The sequence below is a fragment of the Sinobaca sp. H24 genome (genome assembly GCF_023845525.1).
In genome coordinates, this window is record NZ_JALBWT010000003.1 from 91,346 (window position 1) to 109,112 (window position 17,767).

The 17,767-nt window shown below is 45.1% G+C and carries 15 protein-coding genes; 3 read left to right on the forward strand and 12 right to left on the reverse strand.

The window, feature by feature from the left end:
* Positions 1-222: 222 nt before the first annotated feature.
* The 9 genes from MMY81_RS06185 to MMY81_RS06225 all read right to left on the reverse strand — a co-directional run bounded on the left by MMY81_RS06185 (position 223) and on the right by MMY81_RS06225 (position 11,926).
* Positions 223-465: a glycosyltransferase family 4 protein gene (locus tag MMY81_RS06185; RefSeq protein ID WP_252312082.1), complete on the reverse strand. Its 243-nt coding sequence runs from the start codon at positions 463-465 to the stop codon at positions 223-225.
* An 8-nt stretch (positions 466-473) separates the two neighbouring features.
* Positions 474-719, reverse strand: a complete 246-nt coding sequence (locus MMY81_RS06190) for a hypothetical protein (protein ID WP_252312083.1) — start codon at positions 717-719, stop codon at positions 474-476.
* A gap of 81 nt (positions 720-800) precedes the next feature.
* On the reverse strand, positions 801-1,235 hold the full coding sequence (locus MMY81_RS06195; RefSeq protein ID WP_252312084.1) for a glycosyltransferase: 435 nt from the start codon (positions 1,233-1,235) through the stop codon (positions 801-803).
* 53 nt (positions 1,236-1,288) lie between these two features.
* Positions 1,289-3,550 carry a cell wall-binding repeat-containing protein gene (locus MMY81_RS06200; protein WP_252312085.1) on the reverse strand — a complete coding sequence of 754 codons (2,262 nt, stop codon included), beginning with the start codon at positions 3,548-3,550 and terminating at the stop codon, positions 1,289-1,291.
* 15 nt (positions 3,551-3,565) lie between these two features.
* Entirely contained in the window at positions 3,566-4,093 is a 528-nt protein-coding gene (locus tag MMY81_RS06205; RefSeq protein ID WP_252312086.1) for a cell wall-binding repeat-containing protein, read from the reverse strand.
* Positions 3,979-5,724, reverse strand: coding sequence for a S8 family serine peptidase (locus MMY81_RS06210; RefSeq protein ID WP_252312087.1), 1,746 nt, complete (start codon positions 5,722-5,724; stop codon positions 3,979-3,981). Before MMY81_RS06210 ends, MMY81_RS06205 begins: the two co-directional genes overlap by 115 nt.
* A 78-nt stretch (positions 5,725-5,802) precedes the next feature.
* Complete coding sequence (locus tag MMY81_RS06215) at positions 5,803-7,569, reverse strand: N-acetylmuramoyl-L-alanine amidase (RefSeq protein ID WP_252312088.1); 1,767 nt, start codon at positions 7,567-7,569, stop codon at positions 5,803-5,805.
* Positions 7,570-7,812: 243 nt separating this feature from the next.
* Positions 7,813-8,691, reverse strand: coding sequence for a UTP--glucose-1-phosphate uridylyltransferase GalU (gene galU, locus MMY81_RS06220; protein ID WP_252312089.1), 879 nt, complete (start codon positions 8,689-8,691; stop codon positions 7,813-7,815).
* Between the two features lie 121 nt (positions 8,692-8,812).
* Positions 8,813-11,926, reverse strand: coding sequence for an efflux RND transporter permease subunit (locus MMY81_RS06225; protein WP_252312090.1), 3,114 nt, complete (start codon positions 11,924-11,926; stop codon positions 8,813-8,815).
* A 301-nt stretch (positions 11,927-12,227) separates the two neighbouring features.
* On the opposite strand from MMY81_RS06225, the gene ssb reads away from it, so the two are divergent.
* Positions 12,228-12,623 carry a single-stranded DNA-binding protein gene (gene ssb, locus MMY81_RS06230; RefSeq protein WP_252312091.1) on the forward strand — a complete coding sequence of 132 codons (396 nt, stop codon included), beginning with the start codon at positions 12,228-12,230 and terminating at the stop codon, positions 12,621-12,623.
* 276 nt (positions 12,624-12,899) lie between these two features.
* Here the strand turns inward: ssb and MMY81_RS06235 are convergent, their stop codons facing one another.
* On the reverse strand, positions 12,900-13,469 hold the full coding sequence (locus MMY81_RS06235) for a TetR/AcrR family transcriptional regulator (protein ID WP_252312092.1): 570 nt from the start codon (positions 13,467-13,469) through the stop codon (positions 12,900-12,902).
* Between the two features lie 37 nt (positions 13,470-13,506).
* Positions 13,507-15,276, reverse strand: a complete 1,770-nt coding sequence (locus MMY81_RS06240; RefSeq protein ID WP_308215252.1) for an SLC13 family permease — start codon at positions 15,274-15,276, stop codon at positions 13,507-13,509.
* 214 nt (positions 15,277-15,490) lie between these two features.
* On the opposite strand from MMY81_RS06240, the gene MMY81_RS06245 reads away from it, so the two are divergent.
* Together MMY81_RS06245 and MMY81_RS06250 are read left to right on the forward strand one after the other, a co-directional pair.
* Positions 15,491-15,730 (forward strand): ferredoxin family protein, encoded by a 240-nt coding sequence (locus MMY81_RS06245; RefSeq protein ID WP_120191885.1) that lies wholly within the window; start codon positions 15,491-15,493, stop codon positions 15,728-15,730.
* 242 nt (positions 15,731-15,972) lie between these two features.
* A complete protein-coding gene (locus tag MMY81_RS06250; RefSeq protein ID WP_252312094.1) occupies positions 15,973-16,710 on the forward strand; it encodes an SDR family NAD(P)-dependent oxidoreductase in 738 nt (245 codons plus the stop codon).
* A gap of 67 nt (positions 16,711-16,777) precedes the next feature.
* On the opposite strand, the gene MMY81_RS06255 is transcribed toward MMY81_RS06250, so the two are convergent.
* Complete coding sequence (locus tag MMY81_RS06255) at positions 16,778-17,722, reverse strand: glycine betaine ABC transporter substrate-binding protein (RefSeq protein WP_252312095.1); 945 nt, start codon at positions 17,720-17,722, stop codon at positions 16,778-16,780.
* Positions 17,723-17,767 lie beyond the last annotated feature (45 nt).

Below are 17,767 nucleotides of genomic sequence, written 5' to 3' on the forward strand. Positions count from 1 at the left end.
AATCTATTGTAACATAGGCATAAAGCTGTTAAGAGCACTTTCCTGCATTATATTTTTTCTTTAAGCACCATTATGTTAGACGGCAAATAAGATTTTTAGTTACACAAACTTACTTATTGTTTTTATAAATCTCAATAATTTCTTTGGCGATCTCCTTTGCGTTATTTTCCTTTGCTTTCAGCAGTCCTTTTTTAATAACTTTTTCTCTTAATAATTCATCGGCTAAAATGGAATGGACGCCTCTGCCAGTTCCCCCGGTTCTTTCGGTGATACCAGCAGACCGGCTCCATCTTTAAGCAGATGATAAAGCCCTCCGGTTCTCGTTCCGACTACCGGCGCTTCACATGCCATAGCTTCTACAGCTACTAATCCAAATCCTTCAATGTGCGAGGGCAGGATAAACACGTCAGCGGCCGACATCCAGTTTTTAAGCTCCTGGTACGGTTTTGGACCGTGAAAATGCACGGCGTGTGTTAGATTATTTGATAAAACTTCTTCTTCAGCCGTCCAGGTAGAAATCCTGTTTGTGCTGCCCTACCAGATGAAGAACAGTCCTGTCGTTTTTTTCGTGGATGAGGCGAAAAGCCTTGATAAGATCCATTACCCCTTTTTTCCTCAATTAAATTCCCCACGTAAAGCAAATGATTTTTATCTCTTTTAAAATCTACTTTGGCAGCGGCTTCGTGTTTAGGAACGGGATAAAAGGTATCCAAATCCACCCCACGCCATGCTGTACAGAGCTGTTTTCTCTTCGGGAATGTGATATTCATTAAGCACTTTGTCTTTTAAATCTTCGCCGACTACAATGACCTTAGAAGCGTCCTCCAGTACTTTTTTCGTCTGGTTTTTAAGAACGAATTAATATTTGCCATTTTATTTAAGTCGCCGCCATGGCAGGTTACCACATAGGGAATGTTAAGCCTTTTTGCCATTAATCTGGCGATTGCTCCTGATGGAAAAGCGTAGTGAGCATGAATAACATCATAGCTGCCGCTCTTCTTTACATACGGCCGGACAAACTGCAGCATCCATGCGCTGTATTTTTTCAACAGTTCTTTTTTTCCCATTTTTGGATTGTTATTTGAAATAACATCAGCTGTATGACCTAATCCGGATAGCTCCTTCGCTTGATTTTTTACAAAAATATACCGAAAGTTGGGTATTCCTGCGCGAAGGAACATATTGCTTATTATTAAAATTCTCATTTTTTCACTCATTTCTGCGCAGCTGTTCATAAAAAAACTGCCCTTTATGTTATTAATTTACCATAAAGAGCAGTGTATTTGGGTTATCTTGTAAAATTCACAACCGTGTTTGTGCTTACCGCACTTGTTCCACCGAGCGCTTTGATCGTTTGAAAAGAACTGTTGTTCGTTAAGGAAGACGTTTCTGATGGGATGCTGCCGGATCTCGTCAAAAGAAGTGCTCCATTTTGTTTGGCAGCCAGCACAGACCCTGTCAGCGCATCAGGGAAATTCTCCCCGCTGACTATTAAGCCTGCTTCTTTAGGGCTGTTTAGTTCGTTGATAACTGCAGCAGCGGTACCATACCTTGTCGATCCGCTGATACGTTTTGGGTTGGAGAGCGAGTTAAAGACTTTACCGCTTACCATACTCGTCCCTCCGACTACTGTAATGTTTTTGCTGTTACGTAGTTTGGACGCCGTTTCTGACGGCACCGAGTTTTCTCTTGTCAGCAGAATCGGAATGCCTTCACGTGCAGCATGAGGCGCAATAGATAAGGCATCAGGATACGAGTTTCCGTTTGCGAGGATGTATTCGCCCGAACCGCCGACTCTATCAGCGATTAAGCCTGCTGTCGCGTAACGGGTCGCTCCTGAAATTCTTTCCACTGATCGTCCTGTACTTCTAAGCTTATTCTCTACTTCTTTTGAAATAGCCTGTGTTCCACCCAGGATTACTATATTTTTTGCATTAAGACGGTTAATTTCTGCTTCTGTTCGGGCTGGAAGTTCATTTGCACTGCTGAGAAGAATAGGAGCATTTAACTTATGGGCAAGCGGCGTTCCGGAAAGTGCATCAGGAAAGTCTTCTCCCGTTGCAATAACAACTGTTTCCGCCTGCATCCAGCCATTTTTTGAAATTTCTACAGCCGTATCATATCTTGTCGGCCCGGAGAGACGCTGCAGGGAAAGATAGCTCGCAGGCACATAGCCCGTTTCTCCGGAAGCATTTTTCACCTGGTACCAGCCGTGATGAACCAGCCTGTTTTCCTGATAAGTAATCGGTCCCGAGATAACTGCAAGCTGTCCTGCATCTAATTTTCCAGTTACAGCTCCGCCGGGAGCATTTCTCATGTTTACTGACGCTCTAGGCGCAACAACATCATCTTTTTTATAGTTTTCTTTTGAGCGCGTGTAGGGTGCAGTTGTTTGGTATTTCATTTTATCGGTAAAAATCATTAAGTTCGGACTGTTCGGATTTGTATATTTTATGTTCAGCGTATTTTCCGGGAATGGTTTTAATCCCAGGCTGCCCATATTTCCATTCATATGTTCGAATATCTTCGCCTGGTACGTATTCGACCTTTCTCTTGGATCATTTATTTTGGAAATTCCATTATAGGCGATTAATGCAAAATACCAGTTATCTACTACTTCTTTAGATCCGTCATTCACCTGAGGAATGATTTTACCGGTCCAGTTCCATTTTTGCAGAAGTATCTCGATTCCTTTATCGATATTATATTCGATATCCGTTTTAAGTCTCTGCTCAAACTCAGGAGTTCCGTCTTCCGGCAGCCCCGTATATCCCGGTGTAACCTGCATAATTCCAATACCTTTCCCGTCAAAACCAATAAGCGGATCTCCGTTCACGTATTGTCTCCAGGTGCTTTCCTGCCACGCGATAGCCTTTAGCAGTTCAGGCGGAATGCCGTGCTCGTTGGCTTTTCGCGTTAACAGTTCATTGATTTCTGTAAATGATGGATTCGCGTAATTAGCCAGTGTATTCATCTCCCTGGATTCCTCTGCATATGAGTGATTAAAGCTTTCCAGACTCATTTCCTTAAACCCGGACTCATTCACTTCATCTTCAGTGAAAGAAATAGTGTTAGTCTCTACTTTTTCAGGCACGGCCTGGCTTTCTGCCGTCTCCAGGTCAGGCCTGCCGATCACAATCGAATCGTCCTCCACCGTTACAGAGCCGCTCATAATATCTTCTTCTTCATAGACAGTCTCCAGTTTCTTTTCATTCCATTTGTAAATATCTACATTCATAATATTTCCATTTCCCTGATAACGCGAGAGAACGGTTATAAAAGCGGCTTCTTGATTGTTTGTGTAAATAACCTTCTCCACGTAGCCGTTTTCTATTGTTTGAATTTCTTCTCCGTTTACTTCCACTGTTCCATTGTTTGAAGAATTGCGTACCTGCAGCTTCATTTCTTCGCCTTTCTCAATACTTTCGGAGCTCTCTTTTTCTACCTTTATTTCCTCCATTATAGTATCTGCCTGGGCTGATGCCGGTAAGAACTGAAGAAAAGCTGCGAGAGAGGCACATGCGGCTGTCCATTTTATTCCTTTTTTCAATTTAAATATCCCCCTTTAATTTTTTACTGCCTGCGTTCCACTGCCTGTTCCATATCTATCCTGGTAATAACTGTTATAAATCTGATTGTCTATTTCCCACTTTGTATGGGAACTTACCGCAGCCGTTCCACCAAGTACGGTAAAGGATTGAAAATTACTCTGATTTGCAATAAAGGTCGAGGAAACCTCCGGCACTTTATTTTTTTCAACAAATATCATAGGAGTATTTGTTTTTGCTCCCATTACCCCTCCTGCTAAAGCATCTGGAAAATTAGCTCCAGTAGCTACAAGGAGGTGATCAGAAGAAAGCGTCCCTTTAAAAAATTCATTTACTTTAACAGAAGTTTCGTAACGGTTGCTGCCGGAGATTCTCACCGGCTCTGGAAGCTCCGCTGCTACTTCTTCAGAAACAGCATTGGTTCCGCCAATTACGTATGCCTTACTAAAATTGTATTTCTCCATAAATGCCCGGCTCGCTTCCGGAAGGGCGTTCTTTTGAACAAAAACGATCGGCAGCCCTTTTTTTGCAGCATAGCTCGACACTGCTGCAGTGCGTCAGGAAAATTTTCTCCGGAAGCTACGACGACTTCGCCTCCCGGAACAGCGACATAGTCATTAACAACTGAAGCCGTTTCATAACGATTGCTTCCACGGAGACGCATCGTTTCAAAACCGTTGGCTTGAATGGATTCTTCCACTTTTGACGATACAGCGTTGAGACCTCCGAGCAGAATGACGTTTGTTACGTTTAATTTCTTCATTGTATTAACAGTAGTAGCATCCAGACGCGTTGGAGAGGTAAGAAGCAGTGGTGCATCAATTCTATTGGAAAGCCCGCTTGCTGCAAGGCTGTCTGCAAAGGACTGATTATTTGCCATAATGACAAATCGACCTTTTACCGGCGCCTCCTCTTCCTCACCAGATGCTTTGGAAAGAGTAGTTTCATTAATTTCACTCCAGCCTTTTAAGGCAATTTCATTGGACGTTTTTATGGAAGACGCACCATACAGCCTGTTTTCTTCTTTATATAGGGTTTGAGCGGCTTCGGCGTTTGTCAGCCCGTATTTGGTTTTTTTATTGTCTCCCACTTTTGTGCTGGCCGCGCTTTCTATCAAATAGCTTAATTGATGGTTGGTAAGCTTTTGATCCTGAGCTTTGAGCATCCCTGCCATTGATGAAACCATTGGCGCCGCCATGCTTGTTCCACTGGATGGAATATACGGATTGGACTGGCTGCACTTGGTGAAGGGATACAGTGAACCTTTTGTACAAATGCTCCAGATATTTGTTCCGGGTGCAGAAACGTCAACCCAGGAACCGTAATTGGAATAACCGGCGATATTATTTGTTTTATCGTCAATGGCCGAAACGGAAAGCACACCGTTGCTTGCAGCCGGATAAAATTTATTGGATGAACTGTTATTGCCTGCTGCTGCAACTACCAGAATTCCTTCAAGATTTGCTCTATTCACAGCCTCCTGTACTACTGTGGAAGAAGTTGGTCCTCCGAGACTGAGGTTGATAATATCTGCTTTATTATCGATAGCGTAGTGAATGCCTCTGGCAATATTCATGTTTGTAATTTCTGTAGCTTCTCCTACTTTTACCGGCATGATTTTTGCATTTTTCACCAACGAAGCAACACCGATGCCATTATTAGTAACCGCCCCTGCCGTACCTGCCACATGGGTTCCATGCCCGACTAAATCCTTCACGTTCGTTGTCTGATTTACTACATTGAAAGGTTTTACTACTGCTTTGCTGATATCCGAATGAGCAGTCTGAAGTCCTGAATCAAGAACCGCTATCGTAGGAGTATACTTTGGCGTGTAGTTGCTCCAGGCGCCGTAACCACCTATTTTTTCAAAATTAATTTTCTGCCTGGACATAAAAGGATCGTTTGGCATTCTTGTATATTCGTAGTAAATTTCTTCTTCTACAAATTTTATTTCTTCATTGTTTTCCAGCTCTTCCAAAGTTTCTTCATAGTCTTCTTCCGGAACGCTTATTGTTTCCACCCTCTGTTTGTCTACAGATTGAAGCCCTATTGATTCCTCCTGGACGTGATCTTCGTATTCTATGTAAATTTCTTTGTCTTCTGCGTCTGCTTCCATTGGAAGAAAAATAAAAACCGCCAGTAGTGATGTCCCTATCTGCCATACTATTTTTTTCAATAAACTACCACCCTTTTGACTATCGCATGATTATAAAAAAAGAGAGAAGCAGACAGCTTCTCTCTCATTTTCTGCCTTTTATTTACTTCCGTAATACGTCTCAAGACCATTTACAATCGCAATAGCAGATTTTTCTCTAAACTCGTTTGATTTTAATTTTTGTGCCTCAGCAGTATTTGTCAAAAATCCTAATTCCACAAGAGCTGCCGGCATGTTAGTAAGGCGAAGCACGGCAAAATCATTATTTTTTACGCCGCGGTTTGTTGTGCTCAGTTCTTCAATTAATTCTGTCTGAAGAGCCGTTGCCAGCTTTCTGCCTTCTGTGCTTGTTGGGTGATGGAATGTTTCCGTTCCATTTGCCGAAGCGTTAAAGGCATTGCCGTGAATGCTTATAAAGGATGATGCTTTAGCATCGTTTGCAATTCTGGCGCGTTGTCCAAGTTCAATAAATGTATCTGTTTTTCTAGTCATAATAACCGTAGCACCAAGGTCTTTTAATCTTTTTTCAACACGAAGTGCTACGTCAAGATTAAGTTCTTTTTCCTGAAGTCCATTAGCCACGGCACCTGGATCGTTTCCTCCGTGCCCTGCATCAATGGAAATGACCTTACCGGCCAGAACGGATGGTTCCGGTTCCGGCTGTCCGCCGGTAAGATTTACATAGTTCCCCGGGATAAAGCCGGTAGAACTGCCGTATTTAATTTTGGCCCAGCCGTCTTTCACTTCGTACACTTCTACTCCCTGTCCGTTTTTCACGGTCCCAAGAATATCAGCACTCCAGTTTGCTACGCTTCTAACATTAATTTCATACGGAGAACTGATAGTTGCTGAAGTTAAAGAACTATCGTCTCCAGGAGCAGTGCTTCCTCCACTTGAAAGAGAAACATTAAGATCATTTAACGCTCCGTTGGAAATAGCAGTGGTGCCGCCTAAAACTAAGTTCGTTTTGCTTGATGAGCTGATATAATTTTTTATTACGCTTGCGGGGCTGCTGTTATGACTCAATATAACTGGAGCTCCAAGCTTTTTTGAGAGCCCGGCAGATGCTACTGCATCCGGATAATCTTCTGCTCCACTTTTTACGGAAGTACCTCTGACTATTAAATTATGTTTACCTGAAAGGTTTGCCCACTTGGCTGCATTTACACTTGTTTCATATCTATCTGCGCCGGAAATACGCTGCACTGATTTCCCCTGCGATTTCAGCTTTTGTTCTACAGAAGAACTAATCGCTGCTGTTCCGCCGAAAATCACTACATTCTTTACAGTTTCAACAGGTGTAGAGTTTGTTCTTGATAGATAAATAGGAAGATTTTTGTTTGCTGCAATTCCTGAAGCACTTAATGCATCAGCTACTGTACTGCCGTTTACCAGAATAGCAGTAGACGCTGAACCTAAACCGGCTTCTTTGTTAACGCTTTGTGCCGTAGTATATCTTGTATCGCCGGAGACTCTTTTCACGCTGACGCCTTGTGATTTTAACGAGCTCTCTACAGAACCGCTGATTGCTCCAGTGCCGCCAAGCAGATAAACCTGCTTCGCGCCGAGGCGTTTAATCTCAGCCGTTAAGCGGGAATCAAGGCTGCCTTTTTTACTTAAAAGAACCGGGGCACCTGTTTTAGCAACTAGTCCCGCTGATGCTAATGCATCGGCAGGGTGATCGGATCTGGCGATAATAACGCTTCCGCTCTTGTCCCAGCCGTGTTTGGAAAGCTCAATAGCCGTTCCAATCCGGTCCGAGCCGCTTAGCCGCTGGTCCTGGGCGAGGCTCTGCAGTGGAACGAGAATAAACAAGATGAGGGCAACAAGAACTGGAAGGACAATCTTTAAACAATTTCTTATCATACTTTTCTCCATTTCTTATGTAGAGTCTGCTTCATAAGTATTATATAAATGGATGCAATTGGAGTATATGTACTAATAAATGATACAAACGAAACAGCTACTATGAAGATATAACTATTTTAAACTAATTCATAGTCCTATATTTAAAAAACAGGTATAAACTACCAATACTTTAAAGCTATTATTTGACATTGTCATTAAAACGACAAAAAAACCACCTTTCCCGGGGAAAGGTGGTTCAATTTATTTTCTGGCTGGTATGACACTTTCCAGGTATTCCTGGACCGCATCTTTCAAATCGTCGCGCTCCAGGGCAAAGTCCACGGTTGCTTTCACAAAACCGAATTTGTCTCCAACGTCGTAACGCTGGCCTTTGAATTCGTAAGCCAGAACTTCCTGCGTTTTGTTTAGTTCTTTAATGGCGTCTGTAAGCTGAATTTCGTTTCCGGATCCGGGCGCCTGGTTTTTTAGTATATCGAAAATCTCCGGATTCAGAATGTAGCGTCCCATAATAGCGTAATTGGAAGGGGCGTCCTCGAGCTTCGGCTTTTCCTTCAAATCGGCCAGCGGAAGAATTCCCGGCTTGTATTCTTTTCCTTTCGGTTCTACGATGCCGTATTTGGATACGTCCTTATCAGCCACTTCCTGGACACCAACGACAGAAGATTGATATTCGTCATACACTTCAATCATCTGTTTCAGGCAGGGTTCTTCTGATTTAACAATATCATCCCCAAGAAGCACGGCGAACGGCTCGTCACCGATAAAGCTGCTGGCACATGCAATAGCGTGGCCCAGGCCCTTCGGTTCTTTCTGGCGGATATAGTGAATGTTTGCCAGATTGGAGATGTTCTGCACCTCTTCCAGCTGCTTCCATTTCTCTTTCTTCGCGAGCGTTTCTTCCAGCTCATACGATTTATCAAAATGGTCTTCAATCGCGCGCTTTCCCCGTCCACTGACAATAATAATGTCTTCAATACCTGATGCAATCGCTTCTTCTACGATATATTGGATAGTCGGCTTATCTACGATTGGAAGCATTTCCTTTGGCTGGGCCTTCGTGGCAGGCAGAAATCTGGTTCCTAATCCGGCTGCCGGTATAATCGCTTTTCTTACTTTCATGTTACAGGCCTCCTCTTAACTCTTTCTTGCTGTTATGTAACCTCCAGGTGAAATTCTGGAGGGATTCTTCTGTATTATATCTTTTTGTGCAGGGTCGTTACCACCTTTTTTTGGAAATACTTTATTCGTTGGTCTGCAGCGACTTCTTTTTTCTTCTGCTGCCGACTTTGTGCTTGATCATATAAAGAGCCGGTACGACAAGAAGCGTCAGCAGAGTGGAAAACACGAGACCGGAGACAATGGCGATACCGAGCGGCTGAAACAACGGATTGTTTCCAAATGCGATCGGCAGCAGTCCAACCGCTGTCGTTAAACTTGTCAAAAGAATTGGCCGGAACCGCTCCCGTCCTGCCTGCTGCACAGCCTGTTCGACCGGCTGTCCTTCCTTCAGACGCTGTTCAATAAAATCAATCAGCACGAGTCCGTTACGGATAACGATTCCTGCCAGGCTCACCGCCCCCATCATCGACATGAATCCAAGTCCCGTCTGGGTAAGAAACAGGCCGAGAATCGCGCCCGCTGTTGATAAGTAGACAGCGCTCAGGACAATAAGCGGCAGCATGAGTGAATAAAATGGAATGGCTATAACGATAAATATTAGAAACACGACGAGTATAAAAATCTGGCCGATATCAATGAATACATCTGCCCGCTCGGACGTTTCCCCACCAATTGATACGTCAACGCCGGGCATTTCTTCTCCAGCCTCTAAAATAGGGGTTTCCACGGCGGCCTCAATATCCTCTACGTTTTCATTACCCGGGTAAGCGCGGACCGTTACTGTTCGTTCTGTTCCAATATGGGGAACCGCGCTGAAGGATGTTTCTTCTTCTCCAGCAATCAGTTCCGAAAGAGCAACAGGTTCCTCCTCTGCCGATGGTCCTTCTGTCTGCGGGGAAAATGCAATGCTTTCCAGATCTTCTTCGCTGACGGTTCCACCGGTATTGTAGGATATTCTCATATCCACCTGACGACTCCCCTGCTGGAGGGTTCCAAGCGGAACTCCTTCTCCCAGCAGCAGGAGTTCCTGGCTGATTGCTTCCTTATCAACGCCTGCCGCGGCGGCAGCTTCTTCGTCTACCTCATACGATAAGGCAGATAGATTGTCATTTGCATCTGCTTCTGTTTCCTGCACTCCTTCTGCTTCCGCCAGAATCTGCTCTATCTGTTCCGCTGTCTGCAGAATGTCATCCATATTTTCGCCGGATACTTCGACTGCAATAGGCGCCCCTATCGGCGGTCCGGATTCAACAATGGATCCTCTTGTTGATACAATACCGCTGAATGTTTCCGACCAGTCGTTGTTCCACGTGTTCATTACATCACGCGCGGCGGCCTGGCTTCCATCTATATATACGAGGAACTGCATGTCACTTTCTCCAGTAGCGCCTCCGCCGTTGCCGGAATTAAATATTCTCGGCACTTCCGTTCCTGCATAAGAGGAGACAGAACGGATTTCCTCCTGTTCCAGCAGCCACGTCTCTATTTCTTCGGCTTTTTCTTCCGTATCAGCAAGTGTTGTTCCTTCTTCCAGAGACGCTTCTATAAACACTTCTTCCCGGTCGGTGTCCGGGAAAAATTCAACTGGTGTAAATGGGACCAGCGCGTAGGCTGCTGTACCGAGCAGTAGTCCTCCTGCTGAAAACAATATCGGCCGCTTCACGACTTTTTTTAGAATACCGTTACTGTATAAATCGGCTCCTTTATCAATCCAGGAGCCAAGCAGCCCCGGGGAAGAAGATTTCTTGCGCTTCTTCGGACGTCTCAGGGCCCGTTCCTCCTGCGCGGCGCGGAACAGGGGCATAATAGTTAACGCTACGATCGTCGACGCAATGATGGCGGCAATCAGCACGACCGGAAGTGGTCGGATAAATGCCCCGGCCGAGCCCGGCAGAAGCAGGAGTGGGAAGAACGTAAACACAACCGTCAGCGTCGACACAATGACGGATACTGCCACCTGCCTGACACCGAGTGTCGCGGCACGGAACGGCGAGTCCCCCAGCTTCAGTCTACGATCTATGTTTTCATTAACAACGATGGCATCATCTACAAGAATACCAAGGGAGATAATAAAGGCAATTAAAGAAATCTGATCCAGTCCAACATTGGCAAATGGAAGAACGATCGCCGCAATCGTTAAGGACACAGGAATGGAAATTCCTACGGCGGCGGCAGTACTGAAACTCAGGCCGATCGCACAAATAAGAAAAACCGATATAAAAGCCAAAGCAAACGAAAAGGCCAGATCAGTAAACAATTCGGAAACCAGATCAGCCTGGGTATAAAGTTCTTCCAGCGCAGCACCTTCCGGAAGCCCGGCTTCAAAGTCCTCAATCACAGGATCAAGTTCTTCCTGTGCTGCTGGAACACTGGCATCCTCAGCCAGGAAAAAGGTTAAGGACAGAGCCTGCTCTCCATTATGAGAAACGGATGAGACTGCCGGAACAAGCGTATCCTCCACCCTTCCGACGTCTGAGAGACGAAGGCTGTCTCCCTCCTCATCTGCGCCGACAATAATTTCCTCCAGTTCTTCTGCTGTAGAAGCGCCCGGGAGCTCTACGCGCTGATTTCTATCGTCTATCTGCCATTCCCCCGGCGGCACCGTTGATGTTTCTCCGCTGACGGCTCCAATCACCTGGCCCGCCGAAAGGTTGTCATCTGCTAATGCTTCAGGATCAAGTGAAAAACGAAGCTCTCGCTCCAGATCCCCTTCTACGCCTACTTCCGTGATGGACGAAAGCTGTGTAAAGTTTCTTTCCCAGCTCTCAATATAATTCTGCACTTCGGAAAGTCCGGCATTTTCATTCAATACCACCTGGTAAATAGCCAGGCCCTGCCCGCCTGTGCTGTTGCTGAAGGACGGAGCTTCTGCATCTTCCGGGAAACTGCGCGCCGCTTCGTTAATGTTTCTTTCAATTTCTGTCCAGATTTCGTTTGTATCACTGCGCCCTTCTTCGAGCTCCAATGTAATAGAAGAAAAACCCGGACTCGAGACAGACGTAACTTCGGCAATGCCCTGAACATTGGCTGTCGACTCCTCGAGCGGATTGGTCAGGCTCGACTCGACGGCTTCCGCCGAAGCACCGGGATATACCGTGTTGATCTGCGCCACCGGCGGATCAATAGCGGGAATTTCTTTTTGAGGAAGTTGTAGAAAAGCCAGTCCTCCGACAAGACAGAGCATAATAAAAAATAGAATCGTAATCTTTCGTTTTTTGATGATTTGTTCAATCATGAAAAAACCCCCTAATTTTTATAAAATATGTGGTGCTTTTTACCTAACATTCTGGTATATTTAAGACAACTTAAAAAGAAAGGAGAGTCGTTAACACTTTATCGCATCATTTACATGCTGCAGGACGCCTCCCCCCTATCGCGCCCGCAGTGTATACGAATTACCCCTTCAAGTTTCACCCCGGCAGGACGCCACCTGCAACGCACTCCCCCTTTAGTATAAAATGTTTACACCCGCCCGCTTTACCACACCATTCATCTAAGTACAAATCCACCCCTATACTTTCATAAAGGAGCTATGTATGTTTAATCAAGTCACGATGGTTGGACGTTTTACGAAAGACCCGGAACTGCTGTACACGAAAGAAGGAGTTGCCGTCTGCCGTTTCACTCTGGCCGTTCAGCGCCATTTCAAGAATCAGCAGGGAGAATATGGAGCCGATTTTGTTCCCGTCACTGTATGGAGAAAACAGGCTGAGAATACGGCATCCTACTGCCATAAAGGCGCTACAGTCGGCGTAACAGGACGGATACATACCCGTTCCTACGACAATAAAGATCAGCAGCGCGTACATGTTGTAGAAGTAAACGCCGAACAGGTGCGGTTTTTAAAGCTCCAGCCTCAAAAGGAAACATCCGTCCTGCATAATTTTGCGGCAGATGAAGATGAATCAATGGAAGATCCTGTATTTTCGTAGCATACAGCTGAACAGCTTTTTTCCTGCTGTCTTTTATGTGAGTGCCTATCTATATCCAGACAGCATTTCCTCTATATACCTTCGATATTCCCCCCTCTACTATCATCCCAATACACTCACATATTATTAGTGCACTGCGGATTCCATTATCCGCGGTGTCTTTTAAATGACACACGTGTCATATTTTTTTAAAAAGATAAGCAGCCACTTTGACTGCTTTAATATGACGGTTGTGTCATTTATTTATATCATAAAAAAGAGCCTGCGGAAACTATTTCATCCCGGGCTCATTCCTTTTGTCAGTACAGCATATATTGTATCCACCCATACCTCCCGGCTGAGCTTAGCGTTCGGCGCTCTTACAAGAGACATAATGATGGCATTTAATGCTGTTCCGGAGAGATTTCTGTCTATATGTCCGCTGGTTTTTCCCTCTTCAATTAACAGCTGGACATGGCGGTTTAAGGTGCCGAAAAAGCTGAAAAGCCGCTCAACATTTCTTTCCACCAGCGGGGAAGCGTGATGATCCATCACAGGTAAAATCTGCAGGGATTGATGAATATCCGCATAATCAATCCACACCCGGAGAAACGCTGTGAGCTTTTCTTCAAAAGGTTCTATAGCAGCTGCTTTTTCCATACGCTGCATAATCTGGTCAATGACGTACATCATGTATTCGGTGACCAGCTCTTCTTTTTTTGAGTAATAATTATAAATAGTGCTTCGTGCCACGCCGAGCCGTTTGGAGAGAGCCTGAAAATGAAAAGAATGATATCCCTCTTCGAGCAGCAGCTTTTCCGTTTCTTCGAAAAGCCGTTCTTTTTCGAGGGTACGCTGTCTTGCCATGGATGAAGTCTCCTTTTTGTCTAGTCCTCTTATTGTACTACACCCAAACGATCCAGGTAATTGTTACCGTAATCAGCATGACAAAAAAGCTTACGGGAATGCCCAGCCTCATAAAATCGGTAAAACGGTAGCCTGCCTGATGATAAACGAACAGGTTCGTCTGGTAGCCGATCGGCGTAATAAAGCTTGCTGAAGCTGCAATAGCAACAATAACCGCGAGAGGAAGAATATCAATATCCAGAAGCCCCGCAGCTTCGATGGAGATAGGCAGCATAATGATCGCCGCAGCATTGTTAGTGATCATTTCTGTAAACAAATTGGTTACAATATATATGACAATAAAGATACCGATAATGCCAAACGGCTGCACCCAGTTAATCAGCTGGCCGGCTCCAAATGCCGCAGCTCCAGTCTGAAGCATCGCTTCTCCCACTCCAAATGCAGCAGCAATAACAAGCAGAATAGGAATAGGAATATAATCGACTGCTTCTTTGACCGTCATCACGCGCAACAGCAGAAGGAGTCCAGTTACAGCAAGAGAAGCATAGAAAATAGGCACAATCTGCAGTGCTGACAGCACTACCATCGCACTCATCAGTACAACCGGCAGGACAGCTTTCCAGGAAGGAAGATGAAAGAAAGGATTCTCTTTTTTCGTCAGCACGGTAAATTCATTATGATGAAGGGTTTTTTCTTCAAACTGTGGACCTGCCAGCATAAGCAGCGTGTCCCCGGGCTTTACCGATATGTCATTCAGGCTGCTTTCCTGAACGTCCTGGTGACGGTGGACACCCGCCACTTCCGCGTCAAAACGGTCTGCGAAAGAAACAGACCCAATCGTTTGAAAAAGCAGGGACGAGTAGTGCGTTACCACAACTTCCAGGAGCCTGTTTTCGCCGTCCCGCAGTTTGTTAATGCCATACTGCCCGGAAGAATAGTGCTCTATCCCTTCCTTTCGTTCCATGGCAGCCAGAGCATCCAGGGTTCCTTTCACCCAGAGCCTGTCCCCTTCCTGCAGAATAAACTTTTCGTCCCAGTGCAGCTGACGTTTCTGTTTTCGGTATATGTCTTTTATTTCGATGGATTTTTCTGTCCACAATCCGGAAGAACGGATTGTTTTTAAATGATAGGCTTCTGTGTTTTCCACAGTAAACTCCATCATAAAACGCTTGCGGTCATCTTTTAATAAATAAGAAGGCGGCGTTCTGTCCGGAAGCAGAACGGGGCCGAGCAGCACGATAAAAATAATTAAACCGATCGTTATCGGGACGCCGATGATGCTGAGCTGAAAAAAAGAAAAGCCGTCATATCCCCTTTCCACCAGCATGCCATGCACGACGAGGTTCGTAGACGTACCGATGAGCGTCATCGTTCCGCCTGTGATCGTTGCGTAGGACAGCGGCAGCAGAAACTTTGATGGAGAAACATTATGGCGCTCGCACCATTGTCTTACAAGCGGTGAAAACGTTGCTACTATGGGGGTATTATTTAAAAAACCGGACAAAATAGAGGACGGAATCAATATGCGCAGAAGAGACTGCCGCTGCGTTTCCCCTTTGCTTAAAATCCCGTTGATAAACGTTTCTACCAGGCCGCTTCGCTGCACAGAGCCTGCTACAATACAGAGCAGTCCCACCGTCAGCATCCCCTGGTTGGTAAAACCAGTCAGGGCATCCGAAAAGGAAAGAATACCGCTCACGACAAGAACGCCGAGCGCAAGCAGCAGAATTATTTCGGGAGGAGCTAATTCTTTTATGAGAGCGCCATCATAACAACGATGATCAGGCCAAGCGCAATTATTTCCCAGGTCATGCCGTTAAGCTCCTTTTTAATTAATACCAAGTAATTTTATATGTATTGTGTATTTAACAATGTATCCATCATTATACCTTCCCGTTTCTAAATGTAAAGAATCCTCTGTCCATGCAGAAAAGAAATATTTCTCCTGTACAGAAGGTATATAGAAAGCATTAAAACATCTTGTTCCATGTTACAATAGAAGCAATAAAGGGGGTGGAAAAATGGCTTTCGTTATTTTGGACCCATGTATCGGAGAAAAAGCCGGCGACTGCGTTGATGTCTGCCCGGTAGACTGTATTGAAGAAGGCCCGGATCAGTATTTCATCGACCCGGATGTCTGCATTGACTGCGGAGCCTGTATTGTCGTCTGTCCAGTAGAAGCAATCGTGGAGGAAGATGAACTGACACCTGCCACTGAGTCTTTTCTTGAAAAAGCAAAAGAATTCTATGGAACGACTTAAAACAAATATGAAAAAATTGATAAAAAAAGGATTAATTTCTTTAAAAGTGGGAATACTAAAACTAACCCACCCCATACCTCGATTATAGATCAGATACATTATCTGTATCCATAATTGTGCCACAGCAGAAAACCCTTCGGCATAAGCCGGAGGGTTTTTTGTGTTTAGCTGGCGTCCAGGTTTTCAATCCTTTTACAAAAGGTATATACATACTATACACATACGGAAGGGATTGAAGAAATATGCTAGCAGTTATTTCAGGAGGAACATCAGGAATAGGCAGTGCCACCGCCGTTCTTTTTGCAGAAAAAGGATACGAAGTGCATGTACTAGGCCGGAATGAAGAAAAAGGCAAAGCGTTTGAAGAGGAGCACAGCGATCTAACGATTACCTACCACCAGGCCGATGCCGGCAGTGAAAAAGATGTGGAGGCTTTCTTTCAGGAGCTGGCTGATGCTGATAAAACAGTCGATGTGCTGTTTAACAACGCCGGTACAGTTGAATTTGCATTAGGTCCCCTGCAGCGTGTCAAAGAGGAAGATTGGAATGCGCTGTTTGATGCTAACCTGAAAAGTGTGTACTTGATGATCAAGCACGCCACCCCGCTTTTTGACAAAAAAGCCGGCGCTTCGATAATTAACAACGCGGCTATTGTAGGAAACGGCAAATATCCTTCGGCCCTCCCTGCTTATGCCAGCGCCAAGGCAGGCGTTGTGGCCATGACAAAATCGCTTGCCGTTCGTCATGCCAAACAGAAAATGCGCTTTAATTCGATTTCGCCGGGCCCTGTAAACACCAGCCTTGCCCATCGGCTGTATGGAGGAGAAAGTAATTTTGAAGAAGCTTCGAAAAAACACCCGCGCGGAGAGGCGGCCGATCCAAAAGAAATTGCCGAAGTCGTCTACTTTCTCGCTTCTGATAAAGCGTCCTATATAAATGGGCACAACCTAGTTGTAGACGGGGGATATTCTCTCGCATAACTTACAGAAAGCTTCCATAAATAAAAAAGACAGAACCCGATAGAAAATGGGTTCTGTCTTTTTGCTGTTATTCTGATGCTAAATCTTCAATGGATTCTGCTTCTACATATTCCGGAACAACAAGGCCGATTCTGGCACCTTCCAGATTCGCTCCGAGATCCGTAAACTGATCTTCGTAATCACTGAAGTACTGTTCGTGTGTAGCCGGCAGCCATGCTGCTACCATAGCGTCCTGCTCCCCCTGTGCAACAGCCTGGAACATGATGTTTGCTTCCATAGGCGTTGTCTCTACTTCATACCCCTGGTCCATTAATACCTGTGCCACCACGTTGGTAGAGGCAATTTCGGAATCCCAGGCTACAAATGCAAGGCTTAACGGCTCTCCGTCTACTTCTTCGACGCCTTCAGTCCATGCGCTTACTACATCTTCGTTTTCATCCACCCATGTTCTGGCAGCTTCTTCCGGCTCAGCTCCATTATATATTTCGAGCATTACTTCTTCCATCTGCTCGCCTTCCCATTGGAAATTATCAAGAACTTCATAGGCTTCCGGTGCGTCTTCTTCCAATCCTTCACGTGCGATAGTATGAATATCTTCTGCTTCCCCAAAGGAGCCTTCCGGATCCTCTAAGTATTTTAAATCATGCACAGAAAACATCCAGTGAGGATTCCAGCCTGTAATAACGATAGGTTCTTCATTGGAAATCGCTTCGTCAAGCGCACTGGTCATCGCTGCGTCTGAACTCGACTGCAGGCTCCAGTCGTCAAGACCGTAGTCTTCGATAGACTGCTCGGCTGCAGCCATTACGCCTGCACCGGCATCAATACCAGTAATCGTATAATCCATTTCTTCGCCAATATTGCCTCCGGCGCTTTCTTCACTGCTTTCTCCGCCTTCCGATCCAGACTCCTGCTCTTCTGAATCGTCAGAACCGCCGCCTCCGCAGGCAGCCAGGGCTATTGTAAAAGATAATCCTGCTGTTAAGCCAACATACTTAAAATTCTTTTTCATACCTTGATCCGCTCCCTTTTTGTTTTAATATATGTTTACTCCAGA